Below are 26,436 nucleotides of genomic sequence, written 5' to 3' on the forward strand. Positions count from 1 at the left end.
TTCCTATTATTTTGGTCAAATTGATTCAAATTTATGCGTTACGATGCTCACATACTCCTTGTATGCTGCGCTTGTGTATCGCGAAAACCAAGTCAGTTTGGTTGAAGCTAGTAAAATGCAAACAGACACTAATAGTCAAATAGCATGAGGTTGTTTGATGGCTTCCTTAACATGAGGAGTATCCTGTGCCAGCTGGTTCTGAAAATAAATATCTTCAGTCTTTACTTGATGATTTAGTCACTTCGCATGAAACGGAGATAAATTATTCTCCGTTCGAAGTTGAGCTTGACCCGCAGTACATCAAAGAAAATGATCTCCCTTTCCTTTTAGAGTTTGTCCAGGAAAAACGCAAAAGACTGTTTATTTTTAAACTAGCGAACGATGCATTTAACAGTAGTATTCTTGCTTTTACCGCACGTCGCGCCATACTCAATCAAACCGCAGAAATCCTGTTAAAAAGTACGTCCACCGAACCTAAAATAAATTCCTTGAAGGAGGCTTTAAATAATCCTGCAACACCAGTACGCGCGAGTATTCAAATCCAAAAAAGTATCCCTTTGCCCAAACCTAAAGCGGCGGTTCTAAATCGCCCTCTTAGCGAACAAATTGAACAAACACCTATACCTGATCTTGTACTCGTTCCCATTGATTTACCTGAGTTTCCTGTCTTGAGCAAGCAGCTAGCTGCTTTAGGTATCCGTATATTACAAGATACCGCGTTACTAAAGATCAAAGAACATGCTGATGCCTTTACAGATGGTATTATTCCTGGGAATTTGCCCAAGGGATTTTACATTGACTATAAGAAGTATGCCCTGTGCTATACAAATAACCCACACAGACTTCCCTCAGCATTGGCCCCAATACTTGAAAAGCCCACGCAGTTGGCAATGCCTACTCTGGAGCAATCCGAAGTATTATTACCAAAATTATCGAAAACTATCCTTGCGCAATTGTTGAACTCTGCGGATACAGTAACTCAAAAAAATGCGCTGATTGGTGTACTGCCAACGTATGCAAAAGAACTCAGCGGTCTTGTTAGCATACTTAAACCTGATGAGTTGGATTTTATTGTACCGCTTCTTGCAAAGCTTTTTATTTTTGGTGGTGAAGCACATACCAAGCTATTTATAAAATTTCTTCGTAATTGTTTGAATAAAAAAATAAATATTGAATTCCTCAAAGACCCAGTTGCACAGAATTCTTTTTTAAGCCCTCGTGGCATCAAAAATCTTCAAAAACTTCTCGAACTGTCTGCCGAGCAAAAAGAATGGTGGAATACGCTTGCTAATGCTCATCTTAAAAATCAACAACACCATTTTGATTTTAATAATTTTTTTGAGACTTATAGTCAAATTTTTCTGCCTCGGATTGCGGAAAAAAATCTTACTCTCCCCAACCCATGTCCGATTGAGCATAATGGCCATTTTCTAATTACTTTAAATCGCGTACTCGATGTCTTGGAGTTAGCGCAAAATCCACAAGAACAATGTTTATCATTAGCAGGTCTTAATTGGGGGCCTACAGGTGCCCATTATGCAATGGCGCAAGCACCTAAACCGCAGCGTTTCAAGCAAGTTACTCCCTGCATGAATCTTGAAAGTCCTGGGGATACAGAACTCAACCCCCTGATAATCTATACCCATATTCACGATAATGTAGCTAATTTAAAAATTTGGTTATTTCGATATCTAGGACAACACTGGAAAGCTGGCATTAGATTAACAGATATTCAAGCCCAGTTCGAAGAAATCCAAGGCTTACAAACCTGGAGCGTTGTTGAGAAAAATCAATTAATGTTTATTTTAACGTCCACGTTCCCCCAGTCGACCCTGACTGCTGAAAGTTGGCAGAAGACATTAAAAAATTGCATTAATTTACTTCAAGCTATCGGGCCAACTGAAAGAACTGATTTACTGCACGCAATTTCTCACTGTTTTCAGTTCAAGCCAAATCCCACCCTTATACAAATACAGGGACTCCTTGTACAGGCGACTGAACTTAAAACAGCTTTTCCTAGTAAGAATTTTAAAAATGAGCTTCTTACGCCTCTTTTTTCTTGTTTAGAAAATGAAGGTTTTGAACTTATTAATACCTTACAAGAGCGTGTGCAAAAGGTGCATGAGAATTCCAATGGAAATGAAGCACTGCTATCTACAATCATCTCCTTCACAACCTTACTGCAAAAAAATCGCCAAAATTTGCATTCTGATGCTATCCGTATATTAGCAACACTTGATGAATCCGATTTAACGCAATCTAAAATTGATGACTTAATGTTATCGATTAAAACCTTAAAAGAAAAACGGAGTGCAGTCGATAGTAATGCTTTCTTAAGTCTCTTAGGTAAAATTAATATTTCAAAATCGCAGCCATTACCGAATGCTCAGCAAATTCAAGAGTTAATTAATGCCATTGCGGATTCGTCTCACTCCATCCCAGACGGTCATGACAATCTAGAAAAAAAAGAAAAATGGTTTAAGGATTTTATCCTTGAAAAAAATTTATTACCTGGATGCGTTTTTGGCAATGGTGATATATCAAAACTTGATGATCTCATTGTGGATGCACTTGTTGATGCGGTGAAAAAACGAAGTAGTGTACTTAAAGTAGATAAACTTAAAGCGTCTCTTACAAAAAACCTGCAAAGTAAGCTGGTTCCAGAACAACTAAAAGAGCAACTAAACGAAGACTTGTTGCCTCTTTTTGATGCCTTAAATGAGCTCGTTATTCTTCTGCAAACTCCCAACCCTAAATTCGAGGATATACTTGAAAAGCTAAGATTTTTTGAAGAGAAAAAACCCCGATTACTTGATGCAACCTATAGTGTTGGCCTCTTGGGAAAATCCAAAGGAGATTTTCTCTTAAGTTATATTCTTACCGGGAAAAGGAAAGCAACTGACAATGAAACAGGAGCGGTATTTGGCACTCTTTTAACGAAGCTTCACGGTGTCATTAATGATGAAATTAACGGCTATTTTAATGATGAGCAAAATAAAAATGCCGTGACAGATTTGGATGCTAAAACCTGTCTCGAGTGGCTGGTTGCTTTCAACCAAACCCATTCCCTTACTTTTTTATTTAAAGAGGAGTTAGTGCAGAAAAAGGTTATACCTGCACTCACTAAAACACTCCAACAGCTAAATACCCAAGACTCAAATTTTGAAAATAGCATCCTTGAAGCAGCTGCAAATCTTGCTGAAGATCAGTCTGCTGATAAATCCCTGCAAAACTATAAAAATACAATAGAAGCTATTGTCAGTTATCTTAATTTTCTCATTGATATTAAGGATAAGGCTTCGGCACAATTTCATGTTATCTACAAACAGCTTCATACAGGCCCTTTAGGGCGGTTAAACTACACACAAAAACAAACTCTTATTAATAACCTTTTCCGAGCTAACCCCCAGTCGTTTGAGCGATATTTAAAGCTCACTATTCAGGCATTGGAAGAAAATCCTATAGCAGATGCCACCGCCATCAACCGTGCTATTTCTGGCTTAGTACCTCTATTTGAGTTATCTGATCTTGAGTCAGAAACGCAGACCATGTTTTTTAATATGAGCATGGCTCATAACTTAAGAAGCACAAGTCCTTTTCCTCTAGCTGTTTTAAATGAGTTAAAAAAATCCAATCTTGAAGAACAAGCAAAGTCTGTAATTCTCAAGCAAATTATTCAGATTTTAAGTCGCATGACAGAGGGGGACTCTCAGGATCTCATACAAGACTTAGTCCAACAAACGCAATCTTTTTTAACTCAAAACTCGGAGCAGGCGGCACTTTGTATCTCGTTACTGAAGCGTGTTTCTTTAGATAACCTTAGTCGGGATTTAAGTACTTACTCAAGTATTCTTAGTCAATTAGCCCCCCTTAAGCCAGAGAATAGAGGACAACTTACTACGATATTGACTGGTCTTGCTAGTAGTAAAAAGGATGATACTGTCAATTTACCGACCTTGCTTGATATTGCCAAGGGGTTGGGGCGTCGTTCTGCTGTCGATTTAGGCCAGGTCATGCAATTATTTGCAACGCCGCCTTATCCAATTGCACACACACTGAATACTGCTTTATTGGCTCATGGTTCGGAAAAACTTCAAGCTTATTGTTTAAGTTTCGATACAAATCCCTTTGCAAAAACTGGTGAAACACGTCCTCTGGCAGAGCATTTTGCAACAAACAGAATTAAAGATGCCTTGTTAAGTTTAAAAGATCTGTTGAATGGAGTTGAACTGCCGCATGCCTTGCAGCTTAAACTTGCGAGGCAGCTTACTTATATAGAAACCTTAGGCTATACGGATCCTTTAAATCCAAACGATTACACTGAGCTTAAAAAGTTAACCGCAATTTCTCGACAGGAGCTACAAGAGCGAGCATGTACATTGCTTCATCAGTTACGTTCAAACCATGTCCCTGCTGAGCAAATTGAATTAACGCATATGGAACTATTAGCTTATTTGCGGGAAATCTACTTTCGTACTACAGGCTTGTTTCCAAATACCACGCAAATGCTCATGTTACAGCTTTCTTTGCAGGAGCCCTATACAAATTTGCTCATGCGTATCAATACGGGAGAGGGTAAAAGTTTAATTACTCCAATCCTTGCTGTTTTACAGTGGACACAAGGCGGTACGGTTGATGTGTGTACTGCAAATCGAACATTATTAGGTAGAGATTATGAGAACAGTTGTGAACCGTTTTTTAAATTTTTAGGTATTAAATCAGCGCTTATCCAAGATAATAGTAATCCCAAAGATTACCAATTAGGTGGAATTAACTGCTCGACGCTAGAAGACATGGCACTTTTCCGTCTGGCAGCAAAAGAAACCAAGCAAGAGGCTTTGATTCAAAATGATGAGCCCATTCACCTCGTATTAGATGAGAGTGATGATGCTCTACTTGATCAAACGACGCTTTACAAATTGGTTGCAGAAACCTCACAAGCCGAAGCAGAGGATATCCATGCGCAATGGATTTATCCACTTGCATACCAGTTTATTAACCTTCCAATGTTTCGTAATACAGACCCTACCAAAGGAAAAGTTTGGGATGAAGATGAAGATCTGGAGCAGTTCCGACTCTATATCAATAAAGAAATTAACGAAAAATTTAATGGAGATGCTGATAAACAGAACTTTATGCTTGCAACCAGTAATACGCAACTAAAACAATGGATCAATGCCAGTTGCAAAGCAGCAAAACTTGTTGAAAATAAACATTTTATTGTACGTCCGATTAAAGAAAAAGATGAAACGGGGAATGAAGTAACCAAGAAGATTGTCTGTATCCCATTGGTTCGCAGCACCCTCAAAACTGGTTGTATTTTTACTGATGGTGTACAACAAGCCCTTCAAGCGCGATTGAATGCTGAATGCCAAAAGCGTTCACATCATTTTGCTATTGATGCTGACCCACCAGTACTTGCAAGTCAATCTGCTCGTGGTTTGGTAGGATTTTATCAAGATACTGGAGGACGACTTGTTGGTATTTCAGGAACACCAGGGGATTGGATTGAATTGCAGTATTTAACAACTCAACTCGGTACACAAGCAATTGGTGTAGCGCCTTATGCTGGAGATCACCGAAAGATACACCCACCTGTTTTTACTTTTTCCCGTGATGACACTATATACGCTATACATAATGCCATTGAAGCTGTTAAACGTCCTGTAACTAATCCGAGGTTGGAGTTTGATTCCGATATTCCTATTCAGACACTTGAAGAGCGAGAAAGTTTTATTCTGCAGACTAAAGATGCGCTTGAAAAGTGGAGTCAAACTCAAACTCAGCCGATCCTTATTGTTAGTGAGGATTTTGATGATGCACAAGCAATTGGACGAAGTTTTAAGGCCTATAAAAAAGCTGGATTCAAAATCCAAATCGTCACCGGCAAGGAAAGTCCTGAAGAGTTAGAGAAGATTATTAAACAAGCCGGCCGAGCCAACACAATTACAATTGGTACAGCGATGCTTGCAAGAGGTATAGATATTAATCCTGGCAATCACCCGGAAGGTTTATTCGTTATTCAAACCTATCCTGATAGTGAGCGAATGACTACACAAATTGCAGGGCGTGCAGCCCGAAACGGAAAGCCTGGGCAATGGCTTCCTATATATCAACTGCCATCACCTAAAAGTTGGTTTACTAAGTTAATGTATTTTCTTTTCCCTAATTATCGTCAACATCAATCTGAGAAAGCTATTGCAACATTACAAAGCGACATCAAATTACAAGCCACACTCGACAGACTTTACACACAGGCTATTGATCAAGCTCAACAAACATTGATGCAACAAGTATATGCTTGGGAGAGCTTATTGTTGGATCTTTATCCATCGGATGTCAATCTACGCCATGAGCTGTACCAATGGCGTGAAATGCTTTTAAGTGAGCTTGCTCATGCTCAAGAAACAAGTATCACACAAAATACTCTTGAATCGAGTGTTACCCAGTTCCAAAACACACTATGCAAAATATGGGAAAAAGTAAGAGAGGAGAAATGGGTCGCTAAAGCAAGAAAAGCAAGTGTCGTCACACAAGAACAAAACTTACGAGTTAACTACCTCAGTCAATTAGATCTTGCGAAAGAATTGAATATTCAAGCGGCATTACAAGAAAAAGCTTTGCCATTTAAAGCATCAGTGACAACTTTAATGCATCAAAATGTGGAAACAATAATTCTAGACAAGGCTGGGGCAGTCCTAGAGTATACCACGCCTGAAGAGAAAGAAAGGAAAGACTTGGAATTGGCTCAAAACAGGCAACTGTTGCCTTACTTCATTGGCGAGTTTTGCGCTGTGCATCCTGAAGCTGTCGAAAAGCTTAACTCGGCAGAGCAAACTCAATCTTCCTCTTTTTTATCGGGGATACTTAAGTCGTTAGCTGATAAAATTATAAAACAAAAAAATAAAGTATTAAGAACTGAGGATACACAACAAATTACGAAATCAATTATTGAATTTTATCAAAAAAAATTGAATACAGCCGAGATGCCAGCAATTCAAGAGTTGCTTGAAAAAATTAAGCCCCTAATCCTTAACCATAGCCAAGCTTTGGCAAAGACACCATTGACTGATAGATTCAAAATACAAGGTTTAGTACTCACGTTTATTAAACTTTACCAACAATCGGGTCTTGCTCCTGATGAGCAATTAAACGAACTAAAAACTCGTTACGATGATGAAATTATGAAAATGCTGGCTGAGTATCTTCTTAATGAGTTTTCTTGGGTTAACAAATCTCCGCAGCCTATACATGCTTTTTTAGAGCGTACTATAGCTAAAGAGGCCGCACAAGCCATTTATTTATTGGCGGATGAAGTACGTCAATCGCCAAGTGATGAGGCAAAAATCCAAGCGCTTTATACGGGTCTGCAAGAGCATCGTGTGAAATTGCTCGATAAACGTCTATTTTCAATAAGACACAATTGTCCTCGTGATGTCATTAATATGGCATTAACTGCTATTGACGCGTTAGAGTTTGCCCCTCATTGCGATCGTGCATTTCAAGAAAGCTGTCATGATACGGTACTTTCCAAATACCATATAGCACAATTTCGCGTATGTTTAGAAAACACGTCACGGCAGTTTCATGAGGATATTGTTTGGGAACATCTTAAAGCAACGTTGGCAAATTTAAGTGAGAATAATAATCAAGTTCACCTCATTGAAGAATTATATGAGACGGTAGAGCGTTATGGTAGCTACCCAGTCTATCAACCTTATAAAAGTTCAATTAAAACCTTAAAGGCACAGTTGGCTGATTCAATTAAAGTTCTAAGAGAAGCCAACGGCTTGAAACAAGACACACAAGAAAGCTTGCTAACGGAAAAAGCATCGCAATTTGCCTCGTTATTCAATGTAGCTGCTGAGCAGGTTCGCATTCAAAAGGGATGCGATGGTATTCAATCTTATGTTGAAGTGCAAATCGAAAATGCCCCCTTACAAGAAGATTTTACAGGTTACCAGTCGTCTTTTTTAGCAGGTTTTGAGAAAGAACGATCAAGTATTTCTCAACAAAAAATGCTTTTGCATGATAATCGAGAGGCGCTTATAAATCTGTCAGACGTGGCTGCTACTAAGATATTTCCATCGGTTAAGCGAATGGCGCTAGAGAAGCTATTTAGATTAAAAACATTATTGAATTTGGATTGGAGTGAGGGTTTAGATAACTCCTTTATCAGTGAGCTTCCTCAAGAAAGCCTATCTATCTATCATCATATACAGCGGCTTAAACATTGGGATTGGGCCGAACTCCCTGAGTTTGGAGAAGTTGAAAAAATATTAGGTCAGGATCCTCGCCTACTTTTTGCTGATCTTCTCGACAAACATATTGAATTTAAAGGGAAGCTTAAGGAAATCCAAGCCAGGAAACTGATTGCAAAACAAATAGTAGAGGATAAACGAAAACAGATAGCCGCTGAAGAAGAAAAGATAGTAAAAATTAATGAACGTTTAAGAGCACCTGAATGCAGTTTTGGGGATACAATTCTTTTAAATGGGCAAATACTGACGATTAAAACATCGATTGCTATTCAGGAAAAAAAACTTTCCGATCCCCTAAAAAATCTAGCTTTCGTCACTGAAGAAGAGAGAGTATGTCAGGAAAGCTTAAACCAGGTTGTGCAAGATTGTATTTCAAAAACTGTTGAAGTTATTTCTAGTTTGGAAAAACAAGCTAAAAATCTCTTTAATCAGCATCTAATCGGGGCAAGTAAAGCCATCGTTGACACTTACCAACAAGAACTTGAAGCAATGGATTCTACAGTGGAGCAATTAAATCAAGTAGAAATACAAAAATCACGTTATCAAACACGCCGTTTTTTCAACTCGAGGGAACTGCTAAAGTATGAAGCGAGCTTAAGACATGAAGAAGCACTCATACCCAGAGAAATTGTGTCAGCAAATGTTCATCCTGCTGGTTTCGCAAGGTTTTTTAGGCAACCTATAGAGAGAATCACAACGCAACTGGAGGCGTTAGGTCTTTGGTTGCGTTAATTCCAAGGTAGAGAGTTTGCAGCTTACTTAGATACTAAAGAGAATGCTCTCATTAGCTTCTTCATGGATTGATAAGCCGTTACTAATTGTTTTACAAATGTTATCAACTTCTCTTACTTTGATTTGCAACTGTTCAAGATGAATGTCATTGATAGTTTTCCCGGACCAAATAGTTCGAAATGAATCCCCCATGCTGCATTTGTTTGCAATAATCGGATTAAAATAAAGATTTCTGGTTAAAAACATACAGCATAATTTTAATAACAGGGAAATTGGTTGGATAAAACCCAGTGTGCTGTGGTCTTTAAGTGATTCTATATTGCTATCCGTGATTTTATCGCCCATCTGCTTAGAGATAGTGAGCTTAAATCTTAATTGTTCGTCTATTGTACTTCCTTGAAATTTTTGTACGAGAATAGCGTGTAATTCCAATAGAAATTGTTGCCGCAGAGTTACTTTAGTATCATCTTTAATTGGCGCATCATTATGGTCTAGCCAGTTAATCTGACGCTGCAATTGCTCTGAAAGTCCGCTTAAATTGAATGATAAAATGCTATTAAATAGCAATTTATCATTCAAAATCTCTTTCAATTCAGTCTCTGAAATTTCACTATAGGCGTGAATATTACGTTGATTTAATATTGAGCGGATAACAACATACAATAGCTCGTTATCAAAGTCATGGGGGTATTTGGAAAGAACCCTTTTCGCCTGAGGAATAAGGCCTTTGATTTTCTTATCAAAATCTCTATTAGCTTCTGCGTATATTTGCCACAAAGACATGGTAAAGCTCCTTACCACTGCAAGTCTTAGATTAACTCACTCGTTGTTTGAAGAGGCTGTATTGTAGCAAAATGTAATCCTTGTTGGGGAATATTTTGCACAAAAAGATGAAGTTTTGCATTTTTGCCAAATTAACAATGAGGATAGTTACTAGTTTGCAAACAATAATTCAATAATTTATTAAAAATAATATAGAAAATATAGAGACAATGGCAAAAATCTGCCACTGGGATTATTTATTTTAAGGACAAAGTAAATTAATTCTAAAAACATATTCTATCAGCCGCGGCAGCAGAGTAATATATCTGTAAATGTGACTAACTATTTACTTGAAGTATCAATAAATAAAGAAGGGATTGAAATAATTTATGAAAATAAAATTATTCTCGCAATATGCCAGTATTTTAAGGATAAAAAAGAAATTACAGTGTGCCTTCTTTTGTTTGTTATTTTCAGTGAATTGTTTTGCGACCAATAGTGATGTTGAGCTTGCTAAAAAAATTAATAGAATTGAAGAAAAATTGAATACCGTTATGGGCATTACAGCTATTCATATCGAGAAAAATAAAATAGTTGCACATAATGGTCATAAGCGTTTTTTCATGGCAAGTACAATTAAATTGCCAATCGCATTAGCTTTTCTGCATCGTGTTGATGAAAAAAAAGATTCATTGAATCGTGTTATTAAACTGGATTCGAACAATTCTGTTCCTGGCTCAGGTGCCTTGTATCATTTATTTGAGAAAAAAAGAATCAACATGTCATTGCGACAAATCCTCATCCATATGCTAAGCAACAGTGATAACAGTGCAAGTGATACAATATTGCAAGTGGTGAATGGACCAGGGTATGTCACAAAGCGCATGTATGCACTGGGATTCAAAAATATTTTAATTAACCGCTCTATTCTTGAAATACTTTTAGATACTAATCATGTGGACCATTCATTGCTGCAAAAGCGTCGCCCTGTATTTTCCTGGATAAGAATATTTAACAGCATTCCTCTTGAGCAAAAAATGTTGGCTTGGCAGCATTTTCAAAATGATATACGTGACACAACGACTCCTGATGATATGGCAAAATTGCTAGTGAAACTGTACAAAAGGGAAGCGCTTTCCGAGTCCAATACGAAGGTATTGATGGATATTATGGAGAAATGTAGAACAGGGAGAAGTCGAATAAAAGGATTGCTGCCTCCAGGAGTGAAGGTCGCTCACAAGACAGGGACATGGGCGATATATGAGCAAAAATATTTAAGATATCCTGGTTCAAAAAAACTTTATCGTTTTGCCAGTGATGTTGGAATTATAACTTTGCCTAATAATAAAGGACATATTGCAATTGCCGTCTATGTAAAATCTCAAGCTGCCAGTGATTATGGCCGTAGCCGCGCTATAGCTTTGGCAAGTCGGGCAATTTATGATCATTTTATGAGCCCATAGGAGATAGTAAAGATTAGAAGCTCTATTGGGTGATACGGTGCATTATAGGTGTTATGTTTTTCAATAAAGTTTAAAGATAGTTCATGATAGCAGTTGTGAGATGTAATTTGCTGGGAAACAAATCTAGTGGCTTGGGGTTGATAAAGTTCATCATAAACTGCTCCGATCTTAGGCGCGTTATTTTTCCCCACATACCCCATGTCAGCAGGAGTTATCATCCCGTGAACATGAAACCCTCTCTTCTCCATTCGTTGCACTATTTCTGCCCGGGTTAATGGTATGGACCCTCTCGCCACCTAACAAATGCTGATGCTCACTATCCATCGTTTTAAAGTCCATATTCGTAAACCCATAAATATCTCTTATTCCTAATTCGCGATACGCATTGAGTAAGGCACGTTTTAAAGTAAAGTGTTTATCATTGGGTAGCATATTCAATTCGGTAAAGTCGATATCAACAAGACCAACGGGGCGTACTGTTGTCGCTGAGGTGCTTATCTTGAATATAGCTGCGGTATTCATATTTATGCGATGGCTAAATTACTGCTTAGACCATATTGCTTAGGTAAATACTTTATAACAATGAATAATGAAACCAGTGCACAAAACATTACATAATAAGCAATTATCATCGTATTAAAACGATGAATTAACCAGGTATTGATGGCTGGAGAAAAACCACCTACTAGTGCCATACAAATATTGTAAGCAATGGAGATCCCAGTGTAACGTCCTTTCCCTGAAAACATTTCTGCTATCACCACAGGGGTAACTGCTTGTTCAGCACTATAAAAAATTACTAATGGTAATAATACCCACCATGCTGGGGTATGTTGCAGAAACCAAAAACTGGGTAGGGAAAAAATTAAATAACCAACCGTTGAGAAAAGTAAGATTTTCTTACGACCTACTCTATCTGAAATATGAGCGAATAACGGCACAAAAAATAACGAAAATACAATGAATAAAGTTTGCATTGCATAAGCTTGATTGAGTGGTAAGCCTAAAAATTCATGCAGATAGGTGGATAAATACCCCATTAATGTATAACTACCACAAGCGCTAATAAATAACAGCAAAATAATGTGAATTATGCGCTGAAGCTGTTGAGTGATGACATATTTTATAGGGAAGTATTTTTCTTTAATATTCTGCTGCAATTGCAGAAAAATCTCCGATTCAGAAAGATCACGTCTTAACCACAAACCTAGAATCCCTAAAAAACCGCCAGAGATAAAAAGAAGTCGCCATCCGTATGCGGATAAGGCATCACTACCCAGCAAATTGCTAGACATTGTGCAAGCTAATATGGCAGTTAATACACCAATGTTGGAGCCATTATTAGTCATACTACTTACTAAGGCACGATGTTTAGCGTGTGCCGATTCGGATAAGTATATTATTGAGCCTGCAAATTCACCTCCTATACAGAATCCTTGAAGTAGGCGACAAAGAATCAGCAGGACAGGGGCTAATATTCCAACTTGCTGGTAAGTGGGTAAGAGTCCAGTTAACACGGAAGAAATTGACATGAGCAGAATGGTAAATTTGAGTGTTTTTGCGCGACCAAATCGATCGCCTGAATGCCCTAAAACTATGGAGCCTAACGGGCGCACAACGAATCCAGCTGCAAACACAAGCAGAGTAGCTAATAAGCTTGTAATTGCATTTTCACTTGGAAAAAACAAGTTGGCTATAACAGGCGATAGGTAGGCAAATAAACTAAACTCATACCATTCCAAAGCATTACCTATAATACAAGCGATGATATTAGGCATTACTAGCTATCTGAATCAGTGTGAAAATGCAATCAAGTATACATTTCTATGATGGAAGCACAAGCGGCGTGGGTACCATGCCAGTGAGATGGGATTAGAATAGTATTTTTCGTCGTTTAATCTGGGAGCCAAGGGTATTGATTTGGCACGGTTGCTTAACAGGGGTTATATTCCTGGTGTGTGCGCATTAAATTTATCAAACTTAATGCGCAGGCAATTTACAAAACAATTAATAGCTATTTCTTTTGTCTTCTTGACCTACCTCTGGGGCAATGGGTAATTTAGCTCTGGCTTCGGTTAATCGTCCTTCACGGCTGAACTGAAATTTTGCATAAGTTGCTGTAGGATTTAATGTCGGCTTTTTCCTAAATAAGGTATCTACTGTCAACCCTTGGATATCATGGGCAATATCAATCTGAGCGCTAGATATGAGAGCCTTTTTTCCAAGTGGTACTATGTTATAAGAGAACTCATAAAGTTCATCGTTACTTGGCAGGTTTTCTTCTTTCCATGGAAAGTTATTAATTTCGGGAAAAGGTTTTTTGCTTTGCACGGCTTGTGCATATTTTATTTTCTCTATTATTTTTGTGATGTGCTGATTATAATTCTGAACTTCGATACCACCCTTTGTAATATCTCTAGTACTTGCAAGAAATTCTAAATCTTTCTTTAGCATACCCCTTAGCGGAATAGCGCCCATACCCTGACTAGTATTTAGCTTTTTGCGAAATGCTGTAAAATTTTTTGCTTCGGCATCAATTCCGAGTAAATTATTTAATGCTGCCAAACTGTTGTCAGCTTTTTCTGACAATAATGAGGCTAAATTTAATCTTACTACCTGCGGACTTTGTAAAGCATCTATAATTAAGCGAGCCGATTCGTAATTATTCTGCTCAACGCATTTGTTCATGATGGCTATCCAGCGCTCTACTGCTAAAGCACAGGATTCTATAGAACCAGCATTTAAAATACTTGCTTGTATATAGGGTACACTGTCATTAAGGTATTTATTATAGGCAAAATAAGCAGGAAATTGTTCTTGGTGTTTGCCGAATTGATATAATGTTTTTAGTTCATTCTCAGGAATTGCAGTAAAAAGAATACGCGTTTTTTCCATACAACTTGTAGCCGCAACATGAATTGCCTGCCCATAAAGTTTCTTAAATCGTAGAGAGAGTTCTTCGTTATTTTTTATTTCAGCCCTAGCCTTGTCATTAAGCAGCATTTTCTCTAATTTTTCACAAACACCAAGGGGGTTAGCTTCTACTTCTTTTCCCCACGTGTTCAATTCAAGGGCTAGTTTTTTGGCTATCGTGGCTCTCTTTTGTAATTGTTCTAACTCTTCAAGACTCATACCAAACTCTTTAGGATTTTAAATTTAAAGGGTAATCAGTATGGATTAGAGGGGGTAAAAAGTAAACAGTTAGGTTAATTGTTTCAACAAGTGCTTTAACTGGTTTCTATGTGCCAGGCCGCATGGGCAAATTGCAATAAACCGTCGTTAGCTCAATCTAAACAATATAATTAGCAGTATCAGCTTGAGTTAATTCAACATTTTCTAGGGTAACTACAACAGAAAATCCAGTAGGTCCGGCTGAGCCATCGGGGTCTACGGAAACAAAAGTATCACCCAAAAACAGAAAACTTAGATAGCCGTCTGTAAATGCATTCGTACCGTCATAACCAGAAAAAGTATTTAATAAGTCTTGGAGATCTAATATATCTCCTCCAGGTCCTACGGTAAAATCATTAATCTCTTCTGCAGCGTTAAGCTCTGCCAAAGTATTGTAATCGAAGGTATCAGAACCTGCGCCGCCGTGCAATTCATCATTACCAGCTCCACCAGTAATAAAATCATCACCATCGCCACCGTCGATAGTGTTATCACCACTATCACCTGTTAACGTGTCATTGTGGAGGGAGCCTGTTAAATTTTCAAAACCAGCGATGATGTCACTTCCTGCTCCTTGAGTATCTTGGGTGGTAGTAATTGCTAAGTTGACGGTTACTGCAGCAGTTGCCGTATCATAACTGAGGGTATCTACGCCAGCCTCACCAAGAAGCGTATCATTACCATCACCCCCATCAATAGTATCGTTACCGTCACCACCCATAATAATATTAGCATTGGCATCACCAGTCAGGAAATCGTTATAAATAGAACCAATAACATTTTCAAAACCACTTAGTGTGTCTATATAAGAGCCTAAACCACCTGGACCCGTTTGTGCTGTGATGAAATTTAAAGTAACAAAATCCACAGCTGAAGAATAATCTAGCGTATCGTTTCCGTTTCCACCATTGAGCGTATTATTGCCTATACCACCGCTAATGGTGTCGTCACCATTCCCACCATTGATGACATTATCAAGTGTATTACCGGTCAGCGTATCATTAAAAGCCGAGCCTACAATATTTTCAAAGCCACTGACCGTGTCAGTCCCTGCTCCTAGGGTATCTTGGGCGGTGGTGATTGCTAAATTGAAAGTTATTCCAGCGGTTGCCAAAGCATAACTGACGGTGTCGGTGTCAGCGCCACCAATCAGAATATCATTGCCATCTCCGCCTTCAATGGTGTCATTACCCGCGTTACCATTTAAAACATTATTCCCAGAAGTACCGGTTAGTATGTCAGCAAAAGCAGAACCACTGATTTGTTCAAAACCGCTCACGGTATCAATGCCGGCACCTATAGTATCCTGTGCTGATGTAATTGCTAGATCCAAGGTTATCCCAGAAGTCGCTAATTGGTAACTGATTGTATCAACACCTAAGCCTCCGATTAGAATGTCATCACCGTCACCACCTTGGATAAGGTCGTTGCCTGAGCCGCCATTGATGATATTGTTTGCACTGTCTCCTGTGAGGGTATCCCCAAATGCAGAACCGATAATATTTTCAAAGCCACTGACAGTGTCTGTACCAGCCCCAATGGTATTTTGTGCAGTAGTGGTGGCTAAACTAAAGGTAACAGCAGCCGCGGCTGCAGCATAACTGATGGTATCATTGCCAAGGCCACCTATGAGGGTGTTATCATTACCATCTCCACTTAGGGTATCATCAAAGCTTGAGCCGATGACATTTTCAAAGCCACTGACAGTGTCTGTACCAGCCCCAATGGTATTTTGTGCAGTAGTGGTGGCTAAACTAAAGGTAACAGCAGCCGCGGCTGCAGCATAGCTGATGGTATCTGTGCCTAAGCCCCCCATTAAGTTATTATCGCTGCTGTCACCGCTTATCGTATCATCAAAGCTTGAGCCTATGACATTGACAAAGCCATTGACCGTATCTGTACCAGCGCCTACGGTATTTTGGGCAGATGTGTTTGCCAAATCAAAGCTAATGCCGGCCATTGCTGATGCATAACTGACTGTATCCATGCCCCCGCCACCAATAAGCGTATCGTTGCCTGCACCACCGTCAATAGTATCATTGCCAAGATAACCATTGATGGTATTGGCATTGGCATCACCAGTCAGGGTATCTCCATAAATAGAGCCCATAATATTCTCAAAGCCACTGATAGTGTCTATTCCAGCACCCATGGTATTTTGTGCCATGGTATTCCCTAAATTAAGAGTAATTCCCATGGTAGCAGTTTCAGTGAAATTGAGGGCATCGATACCGGTACCACCAATGAGAATATCATTGCCTAAACCGCCTTCAACAAGATCATTACCTGCGCCAGCATTAATAACATTAGCCGCGCTGTTGCCCATAAGCATATCATTGAATGCAGAGCCCATAATGTTTTCAAAACCAGTTACTAGGTCCGTGCCTGCGCCCATAGTATTTTGTGCTGTAGTGCTTAATAGATTAAAAATAACTCCAGCCGTTGCCGAAGCATAGCTGACGGTGTCCACGCCAGCTCCACCAATAAGTGTATCGTTGCCAGCACCTCCATCAATGGTGTCGTTACCTGCACCACCATTAATAACATTGGCCTTGGCATCACCAGTCAGAGTATCGTTATAAATAGAACCCATGATATTTTCAAAGCCACTTACCTTGTCTGTACCGGCACCCAGGGTATTTTGAGCCGCAGTAGTTGCTAAATTAAAGGTTACTCGCGTGGTTGCAGAAGCGTAACTGACCGTATCAATACCAGTACCACCAATGAGAACGTCATTGCCGGCGCCGCCTTGAACGATATCATTGCCAGCGCCAGCGTTGATAGTATTGGCAGCCGAATTACCGGTAAGAGTGTCGTTGTAATTAGAACCGATGATAACTTCAAAGCCACTGAGGGTGTCTGTACCCGCGCCTCCAGTGTTTTGGGCTGAGGTAAGCGCTAAATTGACTTTTACACTGCTGGTTGCTAAGGAGTAATTGACTGTATCTATTCCTGCGCCACCGATTAGAATGTCATTGCCAGCAGCGCCATTAATGATATCATTACCGGCTCCACCATTAATGGTATTGGCAGCCGCATTACCGGTAAGCGTATCGTTAAAATTAGAACCTGTGAGACTCTCAACGCCATTAAGGGTATCTGTACCGGCTCCCACAGTATTTTGGGCTGAGGTAAGCGCTAAATTGACTTTTACACCACTGGCTGCCAGGGAGTAGTTGGCTGTATCTGTTCCCGCACCACCGATCAATAGATCATTACCCGCTCCTCCTTGGATGACATCATTACCGGCTCCACCGTTAATCGTATTAGCTGCGTTATTGCCTATAAGCGTGTCATTGAAGGCAGAACCTATAATATTTTCAAAACCGCTAACGGTATCGAAGCCTGCGCCCACAGTATTTTGTGCTGTGGTGAGATTGAGATTGATTTTTACACCACTGGCTGCGGATGAATAATTAAGTGTATCAATACCAGTCCCACCAATTAGCCTGTCATTACCTAGGCCTCCGGTGATGACATCATTGCCGTCACCTCCATTAATAGTATCATTGCCTGCTTCTCCACTGATGGCATTGGCAGCACTATTACCCGTCAAGGTGTCGTTAAAATTAGAACCGATGATATTTTCAAAACCACTAATAAAGTCAATGCCAGCTCCCCCGGTGTTTTGAGCCGTAGCAATTGCTAAGCTGATAGTGATGCCACTGGTCGCTGACTTATAACTGACTGTATCAATCCCTGCTTCACCAGCGAGAATATCACGGCCTGAACCACCGTCGATGATATCATTACCTGCATTTCCCTTAATGTGATCATCACCTGCCAAGCCGCTAATAGTGTCTGCAGAACTGGTGCCGTTAAGAAAGTCATTCAGCTGTGTTCCTTTAATCGTTGCCATAATCAAACCCTCACCAATAGCTGCTTCATTAATAATGTAACAGCATCATCTGCAGTATGTGGTAAGGTAATGACAACCAGGATATTGTTACTCTATCTAATCCTTTTAGATTATAGCTAATATCCTTACTTTATAAATCAAGCAACAGTACACAAGATAATTAAGATGCCTATTCTTGTGTCAAGCCTTAGCTCATTTCCAGTACTGCTTATTAAAAGCAACAACTATACTGCAACCAACAACTTATAAAATTAAATACTACTATAGTAGTTTTTCTCAAAATTACCATACAGTCATTGTATTAAAAGTATAGTCAATATATGGGCTTAAAGGAGGGTATTAGAAGTAAATTATTTGTAATTAATCTATGGTGCTTAATTTTTATTTTTGCAAAAAAATTATGTCAAAAATGGTTGCAACTTTATGAGGAAATAGCATTATAAGAATCAAGCCATTATTGAGAAAAATTGACTGAAAATTCAAATGGGTTTCTGTGAGTTTAGTCAAAATCTAGTTTAGTTGGCGATGTTTTGTTGCAACCAATTTACCATGTATTCTCGTACTTCTGGAGACGCTTGATCAATGCTTTGCATGCAGATGAAGGTAACATGCTCACTTTTCTTCGCAAGATTTAAACGTGATTTAATTTTCTTGAATGAATGGCTAGCCCCGTTAACCATAATTGCTTGATGATTTGAATCATAGAGTGCGCGATTGTTTTTTATATCCAGGTGAACCATAAGCGGGATGCTTGATACTTGATCGGGATGGCGAAATGGGAAGCGAATATTTTCTGTAAACAATTCTGGTCTATCTATAACATAGTCATTGAAAGTTTCTTTTATCAAGGGAAATGGTGCATGGGGTAAAAGGTAAAATTTCTTATTTAATCCAGCTAATGAGGCACTATTTTCTTGCCAAGAGCGGTGGGGGTTGTTTTGTGGCTTTTCAGCTTTACGCCCTATTAGGCCAAGAAGATTTTTTTTGATTTTATGACGCCATTTTTGTTCGGTTTGAACTTTCCACTCGCCACGTAGAACCATGCGATTATTTCTAAAAAAATCATCAGGGGTAACGTTGCGTATTATAAAGAAATCATCATTTAAATAAAGAAATTGATTGGATAAACCTTTAATTTTCCAAATTAACCATTCAATACTGAGGCTATTAAATACGGGAGTTGTTGAATTAAATTCTAGCAATAGTTCGTTTTGATCAATAATTTTAATTTTATTGCCGAAAGTTGTGCCCTGTAAGGCAGTAACAGCAGGTGGTGTTTGCTGATTAGTAATAATGTAGATGGTTCGAATCCAGGGTGCAAAACGGTGTAAAGCCTGAAGACAAAAATGGATTTCATTGCACTGTTGAATACGAGTTGGTTCTACCGCAATATTTTGCTCGATGCCTAGCTGCAGACAATAAGATTTCAATTTTTGTTGATAATCAGGATCATAGCCATCAACCCAGGAAATAACAGCATCAATAGGATCCATTTTATTCCGATTTAAGCCAAAATATTAGGAAAAATAAGCTCGCTATAGTATCTTTAAACCCTTTAAAATTAAAGTAGGGGATTTTCCTAAAGCAACCATATAAGAAAAGCGTGAATTTTATTTGTCCTCACCATTCAAGTTATTTCTGGTGCTTGAGTATCGTATATTTATGCCAACCAGGAATGTGATGTAGAGATTCTTTCGTTATACAAAGATGACATCATGATAGCCATGTGTTTCGTTAAAATTCAAAACATATTGTCATTTATTTGTATTTTTCAGAAGGAACCAATAGTTAGAGTTATCAAATCATATAACCTAAAACGAAGAGAGTTAAGTATTATGTTTATGATAAAAAAGAAGCCTGTTATACCTGTTATTGATTTTATTTTAAAAGCATTAAATAGCTATGCTTCATTACCTGGAGTTGCCGCCTGTGATGTTTATTTATTTTTAACTGAGGATGAAAAAAGGAAGTTACAGGAAAACAGTTCTTTCAAACACATTAAATTTAACTTTATTAACAAAAGAGATGAGCAAAACGGCAATAAACTCGCTATTATTTTGAAAAGTATTGAGACGGACGACTCTTATGGCTTAGAGCTTTCTGTCTTTCGGAATGGAAGTGTTGAACAACGTCTCATTATCCCCAAATCACTTGAAACAAAGATTATCAATACAGAGGGAAATGAGTTTAATTTACCTTTATTTTGTGATGCTCAAGATTTGTTTATTTGCATAGATAAGAAGTTATGCCCTCAAAAACGGAATGAAATTGAAACATACATAAAATTGCACACGAAAAGCGCTATAACTCTCTATGAAGTTGATACGACGATAAAAGATGAGGATGCATGGAAACAAATGGTAGCAGTGTCAACCGCAGCCAAAAAACTAAATTTTAATCGACGAGGCATATTTGTTGCGGTAGGTGGTGTTGAAATCCAAAATATAGTTGGTGTCACCGCGAGAACATTCAGGCGGGGAGCTAGCAGCTTATATTACCCTCTTTCAATTGCTGATTTAGAGCAGGCTCTAAAGCTTAATCCAAGAATTACTACAAGTGCTACAGAAAGAGTATTACCTTTTTATCCAGCTAGTACTATCGTTGTAGAGCAAAGTATTAACCAATCACGTTTGGAAAATGTAACGCTTGCTGAAAAATTAGCTGATTGTTTTACAGTAAAAGAAATTAGCGATGCTTTAAATCCGGATAATAGTGTTCTGGTAGAGGCTTGTACGGAAAAGAAACTACTAATCGTCATCGATCGAAAATTTTATGAGGCCCATAAAGAGAAGGTTGATATTTACCTCGCTAAAAATAGGCAATTACAACAAAAGTCCTACCGCATTTTATTACTTGATGGTGGTGATGAAAATAAAAACCAGGAAGCACTTAAAAAAATTATTAGTATAGCTCATGAAGCAGGCATACATAATCAGCAAGGTGTTTTGCTGGCATTTGGGGGCGGGGTTATTTTGGATACTGTAGGGGCCGCTGCTGCATTATTAGATGTGGAATATGTGCGTGTGCCTACTACCTTATTAGGTGTCATTGATGCAGCAATAGGAATTAAAACAGGGATTAATTTAAATGCAAAAAATGATTTTGGCGCCTTTTATAAGCCACGCGCTGTTTTTTATGATTTAGAGTTTATCAAGACGGAGGATATACGTAATATACAAAGCGGTCTTGCTGAAATGATAAAGATTTTTATCGTAACAGACCCGGTATCTTTTTATCTCCTCAATGAATATTATCGAGATTTTTTAAATAAAAAATTTAATAAGACGACTTCGAAGCTTATTGTTGCTGCTATTTATTGCATGCTCCATCAATTACAACCCAACATCTATGAAGATAAGACCCTAGAAAGACTTGCTGATTTTGGCCATGAAATTGGGCACATTTTTGAATATAAAAGTGCATTCAGACTTTTGCACGGTGAGGCGGTATCTCTGGGAATGGCTGTAGCTTCTACTGTAGCTTACCAACGAGGATTATTACCTCAGAAAGAATTAGATAAAATCTTAACATTATTGGATGCTATCGGCTTGCCCATCATGGATGAACTGTATGGTGCTGATCAAGGTGTTTATATTGAAGAAAAAATGAAAGATTCTAAGGCCAATAAAGGTGGGGATTCCGCTGTTGTTGCGCCAATAAAAGTCGGCCAAGGTACCTTCCTAAGAGACATCGGGTTAGAGGAGTTACAACAGGCATTTTCTTATTTAATCAAGCAGAAAGAACAATTTGAGCTTTGCAAACTACATAATCCAAAAGTACAAGTTATATTTGATGAATATAACAATACACAAGCTCAACCTTCTATTGTCTTTGATATCGGCGGCACAAATCTACGCGCTGGTGTTTACCTTTCGAACGGCACTCTTGTATACGAAGACCGCTCTCCTACACCGTCGATTAAATCAATGCCACATGCCTCGCTAATGGAGATTCAGCATGCCCTTATTAAAGGAATAAAAGATTATATTGATCGCGCGAAAAAGCAATTTCCTTATGAACCTCTAGAACAAGTTATTATTTCCTTTGCTGGAACTTTAGACAATGGTGTGGTGTTGAAGTCTGCCTCACTTTGGGGAGAAATTACTAATGTACCTCTGCAAAAAATGCTAACTGATAATATCCCAAATATGCGTTTTACACTTATTAATGATGTTATTGCTGCTGCCTGGCGATATGGTACTGATCCTCATTATAGCCAGCTTAGTAATATTTGTATTTTTACGTTGAGTACAGGAATTGGGGCTGCCTATTTCGATATTGGTGAGCAAAACCAAGATAAAGACGTTATTTCTATTGGTCATAAGAAAAAATTTCACCATCGACATAGCTTGCAATGTGATTGTGGCGAGTATGGACACTTGGAACCTTATGTTTCCGGCCGAGGTTCTTTACATCAAATGATAAGAACAGCAATTGAGGCAGTCAAGTTTGATGTTGATAGAGAGCTCTTTCAAGAGTCATTACTTTATAAAAGTGCTTTAGAAAAATTAAATTCTTTGTCCTTTGAGGAAAAAGAAAAAATTATTCATGACACTTATATTAATAAAATCCTTCGTGAAAAAAATATCGATGAACAAAGAATTGCAGATGTGAAAGCTTATATTTTAGGGGAACTTCATAGTATTGACTCCGTGCAATTAGAGGGTTTAAAAGCACTGGCATGTGCTTTATTCATTGATAATAAATTACTTTGCGCGGCCATTAATCAAAAAGACCCTTTTGTTGAGCCATTATTTAGGGAAATTGTGCAATATATTGGTGCTGAAATCTGCGAAATTGCGTTAACCAATACCGATAGGATCATTTTAATGGGAGGATTTGCCAGAGCAATTAAAGAGCGGCTGGAGGTGGAGCTTAACCAGTTTTGCCTTAAGAAGAATATTCCTCAAAAACGGGTTGATACCCTTTTTAATTGGGCAGAAGATGATGACAACGATGGGATTTTAGGAGCCGCTTATTATGGTGATCAGCCACGACGGTTGTGGAGTCTTTTCAATCGCATAATATCTGAAAAAGCCAAGCTTCAAATTGATCTTAACCAATCTCTGGAAGAAAAAAAACTGCGCAAAGCATTTGAGTATGCTTATTATCTGCATGTGAATCGTCCAAAGCATACTCAATATAAATTTCGCTCAGAAGAGCCTGCGCGCTACTTTGTTTGGCACCCAGTAGAGCTCGCTAGAGATGTGGTGAGAAAGCTACTTTCTACTGATACTGAACTAATATCCGCTGCTTTCCTTCATGATTCGCTTGAATATACAGAGGTAAGTGCGGAAGTCTTGGAGCAAGAATTTGGAGAGTGTGTCGTCAATATTGCTCGCGATCTATCCCAGCATGCCAATTTGTTATCGATGTCATTATTTGATTTAGAGCAACTTGGATTTAGTACAATGCTCATCGGCCAACACCTGGGTTTTGAGCAGAGCTCTCCCTTAGATGTTGAGCAGGTCAAAATGATAGCTAATATAGCGACCAAAATAGAGCATTATTCTCGTTTATTGGATGGGCCGTTAGATAGTCGCAGCCAGTTATTAAAAATTCTTGATAACATTAATAACTACTCCTCCATTGATAGATTACCGAAAGGGGTAGTTAAACCAAGAACCGATGTTGAGTTGCTATTATTTAAATTGTATGTCGATAAGCTTCAGGTACCTCAAGCAATAGCAACTGAAGCCTATCAATATATAGATAAACTATTAATCACATTCGGCTATCCTGGAATTGAGTCCATGGAGAGTAAAAAACGTGAAATGAGTATTGCACAACAATTATTTCAGCCTTGGTGTGAAAGGAATAAAAAGGCGATTAAATTAGTAGGAAAAAGTCTTTACTATGGTGATAGTTTAAGTGATGCTTGTGAACGCTTATCTTCCTTAAAAAATAAAAATTTCTTACAGGCGATGGCTCGGTTAAAACACCCAAATACCCTACCTATTAGTAGGAATCAATTCTTAAAGCAGTTGAGACAAGGTTTGGAAAATTTAAAGGGTTCTGATTTTGAATTGGCGCTAAATCTTTGTGCACAAACTACATTTGATGAAATTAAATCAAAATTTATGTTGCCAGGCCACTACGGACGATTTTCTTCTAATCTTACCTCCGCGCAATTGCTCTCTGGTAAGGAAACCATTGTTTATTTCCCTAATGATAAAAAGGCGACCGTAACTCCTGAAAAAAAATATGTTGATCCTGTCTCCGGACAAATTAATCCGTTAATTACGGCAATGGATGGTAGTGAGGAGCTCTGGCAAGCGTATCTCGAGGGGAAAGAGTTAGACGAAGAAACGTTATTATTTTACCACCATAACAAATCAATTCTTGATCAATTCATGCAGGATAAAACATTTATTGATTATCACGATTCGTTTTATGCACCAGAACGTTTAGTTCCTTTCACGCTACAATTGCCAAACGGCAAGGTACAAGACCTGTGTCTATTCGAGAGTAACGCTTCTCAAATTGTAGGGGGACAATTTATGTTTGTTTCGCCTAGCAATATCTCGATGGGTGAAACAGAAAATGTTATTAATCAAGTGAGCTCAATTAGTAAGATGCTTGATTTCCGCTTACTAACAGGAAGATTTCCTTCGGAGTTTTCAAAATTAGATGTAGGGATACAAGATGTTGTTGAGAAAATGAATCCTGTACTCTCCACCTGGAAGAGAGCCTCCACTTCATCAATAGAGGAAAAACCATTTTTCTTTCATTATCCGCAGAAAAAGGGGTTTTCACCACAAGTAAACATAAAAAAGAGACTATTGCCTCTCGATAATCACTCTAGGTATCTTGTAAAAACTTTGTCTTCTTCATTCTCAACTTTTCCCATGGATGTAAATAGCCATGCTGAGTATATGTTTTTGATAGCAGCTTCTCTAAAATCATCTTATGCGGTTTTTCAAAACTCTTCGGATACTGCTTCTGTACCGGGCCATTATCATTGTTATGCTCTAGACAAAACGAAATTCTTAAACAATGGGCAAGCGGTTTATACAATTCCTTTATTCGCAGCAAAAGCGAATAGTGTGCTTGTTGAAATGCCCGAATTGCGATTAGAGAAAATGCAATGGGAGGGGGCATGTTATCGACTCACTGTCCCTTTGCACCGCAATGTTAAAAATTATGCTGAAGCAGTAACATGTATTCGACTTATGCAAGGCCTCGCCAACAAATTGATTCCTATGAATGATGCGCACTGCTGTGAGTTAACTTTTGTAGCTAATCGAAAAGATGATTGTGTTGAATTATACATCGGCATACGTAAGCATTTTAAAAACTACCCGCTCGAAAATTCATTGGCAAAACATTACGGGCTTCAACCTCCTTTTAACGGTGCTTTAGAGTTTGCAGGTGTTAACACAATGAAAAATCAAGAGGAATTTGACAAATATAATGAGTTATATAAGAAACTGAGTCATGAATGTGGTAAAGAGAAGGCGGATGAAATGCTTGTGGCGATCCAAAATGAATCGCTGCTGCTTGCCAAACCTGATGAGACATTGCTCATGGAGTTTGAAAACGGAATAATGACGCATTTTACCGCTAAACCTCATCTTGGGGAGGGACTACGTTTCTCGGCTTAATACTTGAAGATTAAGGGTGAGCAATTTTGTTGGAGGGTTTCTTTCGTTGCTATCAAAACTGGAAACTCTCGCGTTACCTGTAGCAAATTTTTTACTGCTCTGTAGAGGGCTTAAGGACGATGTTTAACCTCAAGTTCTCGTTGTCGTTCAAAGACTCTGGCAACATTTCCCAACATTTCAGCTAGCAGGTCAGTAATATCATCAAGGGTAATAATACCGATTAAGGCGCTATCAGCGTCGACAACAGGCAGACGACGGATACCTTTTTCACGCATAAGATCAAGAGCGTCGAAAAGACTATCCTCTTCGTGTGCCATGAGTAAAGACCTGGTAACAATATCTCTAGCTGCAAGTGTCTCTGGTGCCAATCCTGGAACCATGACTTCAACAACTAGATCGCGATCAGAGATAATCCCAACGGGAAATGGCTTTCCTTGTTTTTTTTCAACCAAAACGACGTCGCCAACGTGATGTGAACGCATGAGTTCTGCGGCAACTTTTACTGATTCATCAGCATAAATCATCACCACGCCACGATTACAGAATTCACCCACGCGCATAATTCCCTCCTATCATTGCAGCAG

At 38.6% G+C, this 26,436-nt stretch carries 10 protein-coding genes; 3 read left to right on the top strand and 7 right to left on the bottom strand.

Annotated elements, in window-relative coordinates; all coding sequences use genetic code 11:
* The first annotated feature begins 185 nt into the window (after positions 1–185).
* Positions 186–8,993, top strand: coding sequence for a preprotein translocase subunit SecA (locus tag Lbru_RS01440; RefSeq protein WP_065235405.1), 8,808 nt, complete (start codon positions 186–188; stop codon positions 8,991–8,993).
* 27 nt (positions 8,994–9,020) lie between these two features.
* Here the strand turns inward: Lbru_RS01440 and Lbru_RS01445 are convergent, their stop codons facing one another.
* Complete coding sequence (locus tag Lbru_RS01445; RefSeq protein WP_058440396.1) at positions 9,021–9,776, bottom strand: hypothetical protein; 756 nt, start codon at positions 9,774–9,776, stop codon at positions 9,021–9,023.
* A gap of 368 nt (positions 9,777–10,144) precedes the next feature.
* Between Lbru_RS01445 and bla the strand changes: the two genes are divergently transcribed.
* Positions 10,145–11,218, top strand: coding sequence for a class A beta-lactamase (gene bla, locus Lbru_RS01450; RefSeq protein WP_058440397.1), 1,074 nt, complete (start codon positions 10,145–10,147; stop codon positions 11,216–11,218).
* Between the two features lie 201 nt (positions 11,219–11,419).
* On the opposite strand, the gene Lbru_RS01460 is transcribed toward bla, so the two are convergent.
* The 5 genes from Lbru_RS01460 to Lbru_RS01480 all read right to left on the bottom strand — a co-directional run bounded on the left by Lbru_RS01460 (position 11,420) and on the right by Lbru_RS01480 (position 19,741).
* Positions 11,420–11,740 (bottom strand): hypothetical protein, encoded by a 321-nt coding sequence (locus tag Lbru_RS01460; RefSeq protein WP_058440399.1) that lies wholly within the window; start codon positions 11,738–11,740, stop codon positions 11,420–11,422.
* Between the two features lie 2 nt (positions 11,741–11,742).
* On the bottom strand, positions 11,743–12,996 hold the full coding sequence (locus Lbru_RS01465; RefSeq protein WP_058440400.1) for an MFS transporter: 1,254 nt from the start codon (positions 12,994–12,996) through the stop codon (positions 11,743–11,745).
* Between the two features lie 229 nt (positions 12,997–13,225).
* A complete protein-coding gene (locus tag Lbru_RS01470; RefSeq protein WP_058440401.1) occupies positions 13,226–14,350 on the bottom strand; it encodes a RasGEF domain-containing protein in 1,125 nt (374 codons plus the stop codon).
* A 157-nt stretch (positions 14,351–14,507) separates the two neighbouring features.
* Positions 14,508–18,248: a beta strand repeat-containing protein gene (locus tag Lbru_RS01475; protein WP_058440402.1), complete on the bottom strand. Its 3,741-nt coding sequence runs from the start codon at positions 18,246–18,248 to the stop codon at positions 14,508–14,510.
* Between the two features lie 515 nt (positions 18,249–18,763).
* On the bottom strand, positions 18,764–19,741 hold the full coding sequence (locus Lbru_RS01480) for a Stealth CR1 domain-containing protein (RefSeq protein WP_058440403.1): 978 nt from the start codon (positions 19,739–19,741) through the stop codon (positions 18,764–18,766).
* A 348-nt stretch (positions 19,742–20,089) separates the two neighbouring features.
* Here Lbru_RS01480 and Lbru_RS01485 point away from each other — a divergent pair, with 348 nt between their 5' ends.
* Positions 20,090–25,852: an ROK family protein gene (locus Lbru_RS01485; protein WP_162262377.1), complete on the top strand. Its 5,763-nt coding sequence runs from the start codon at positions 20,090–20,092 to the stop codon at positions 25,850–25,852.
* Positions 25,853–25,962: 110 nt separating this feature from the next.
* On the opposite strand, the gene Lbru_RS01490 is transcribed toward Lbru_RS01485, so the two are convergent.
* Positions 25,963–26,412, bottom strand: a complete 450-nt coding sequence (locus Lbru_RS01490) for a CBS domain-containing protein (protein WP_058440405.1) — start codon at positions 26,410–26,412, stop codon at positions 25,963–25,965.
* Positions 26,413–26,436 lie beyond the last annotated feature (24 nt).

It is taken from the genome of Legionella brunensis (genome assembly GCF_001467025.1).
In the GTDB taxonomy this organism is placed as follows: Bacteria; Pseudomonadota; Gammaproteobacteria; order Legionellales; family Legionellaceae; genus Tatlockia; species Tatlockia brunensis.

Bases quoted from the DNA above. Each gene is read 5' to 3' on its own strand.
- Lbru_RS01445 (WP_058440396.1), bottom strand. From the start codon at position 9,776: ATGTCTTTGTGGCAAATATACGCAGAAGCTAATAGAGATTTTGATAAG.
- bla (WP_058440397.1), top strand. From the start codon at position 10,145: ATGAAAATAAAATTATTCTCGCAATATGCCAGTATTTTAAGGATAAAA.
- Lbru_RS01460 (WP_058440399.1), bottom strand. From the start codon at position 11,740: ATGAATACCGCAGCTATATTCAAGATAAGCACCTCAGCGACAACAGTA.
- Lbru_RS01465 (WP_058440400.1), bottom strand. From the start codon at position 12,996: ATGCCTAATATCATCGCTTGTATTATAGGTAATGCTTTGGAATGGTAT.
- Lbru_RS01470 (WP_058440401.1), bottom strand. From the start codon at position 14,350: ATGAGTCTTGAAGAGTTAGAACAATTACAAAAGAGAGCCACGATAGCC.
- Lbru_RS01475 (WP_058440402.1), bottom strand. From the start codon at position 18,248: ATGGCAACGATTAAAGGAACACAGCTGAATGACTTTCTTAACGGCACC.
- Lbru_RS01480 (WP_058440403.1), bottom strand. From the start codon at position 19,741: ATGGATCCTATTGATGCTGTTATTTCCTGGGTTGATGGCTATGATCCT.
- Lbru_RS01485 (WP_162262377.1), top strand. From the start codon at position 20,090: ATGATAAAAAAGAAGCCTGTTATACCTGTTATTGATTTTATTTTAAAA.
- Lbru_RS01490 (WP_058440405.1), bottom strand. From the start codon at position 26,412: ATGCGCGTGGGTGAATTCTGTAATCGTGGCGTGGTGATGATTTATGCT.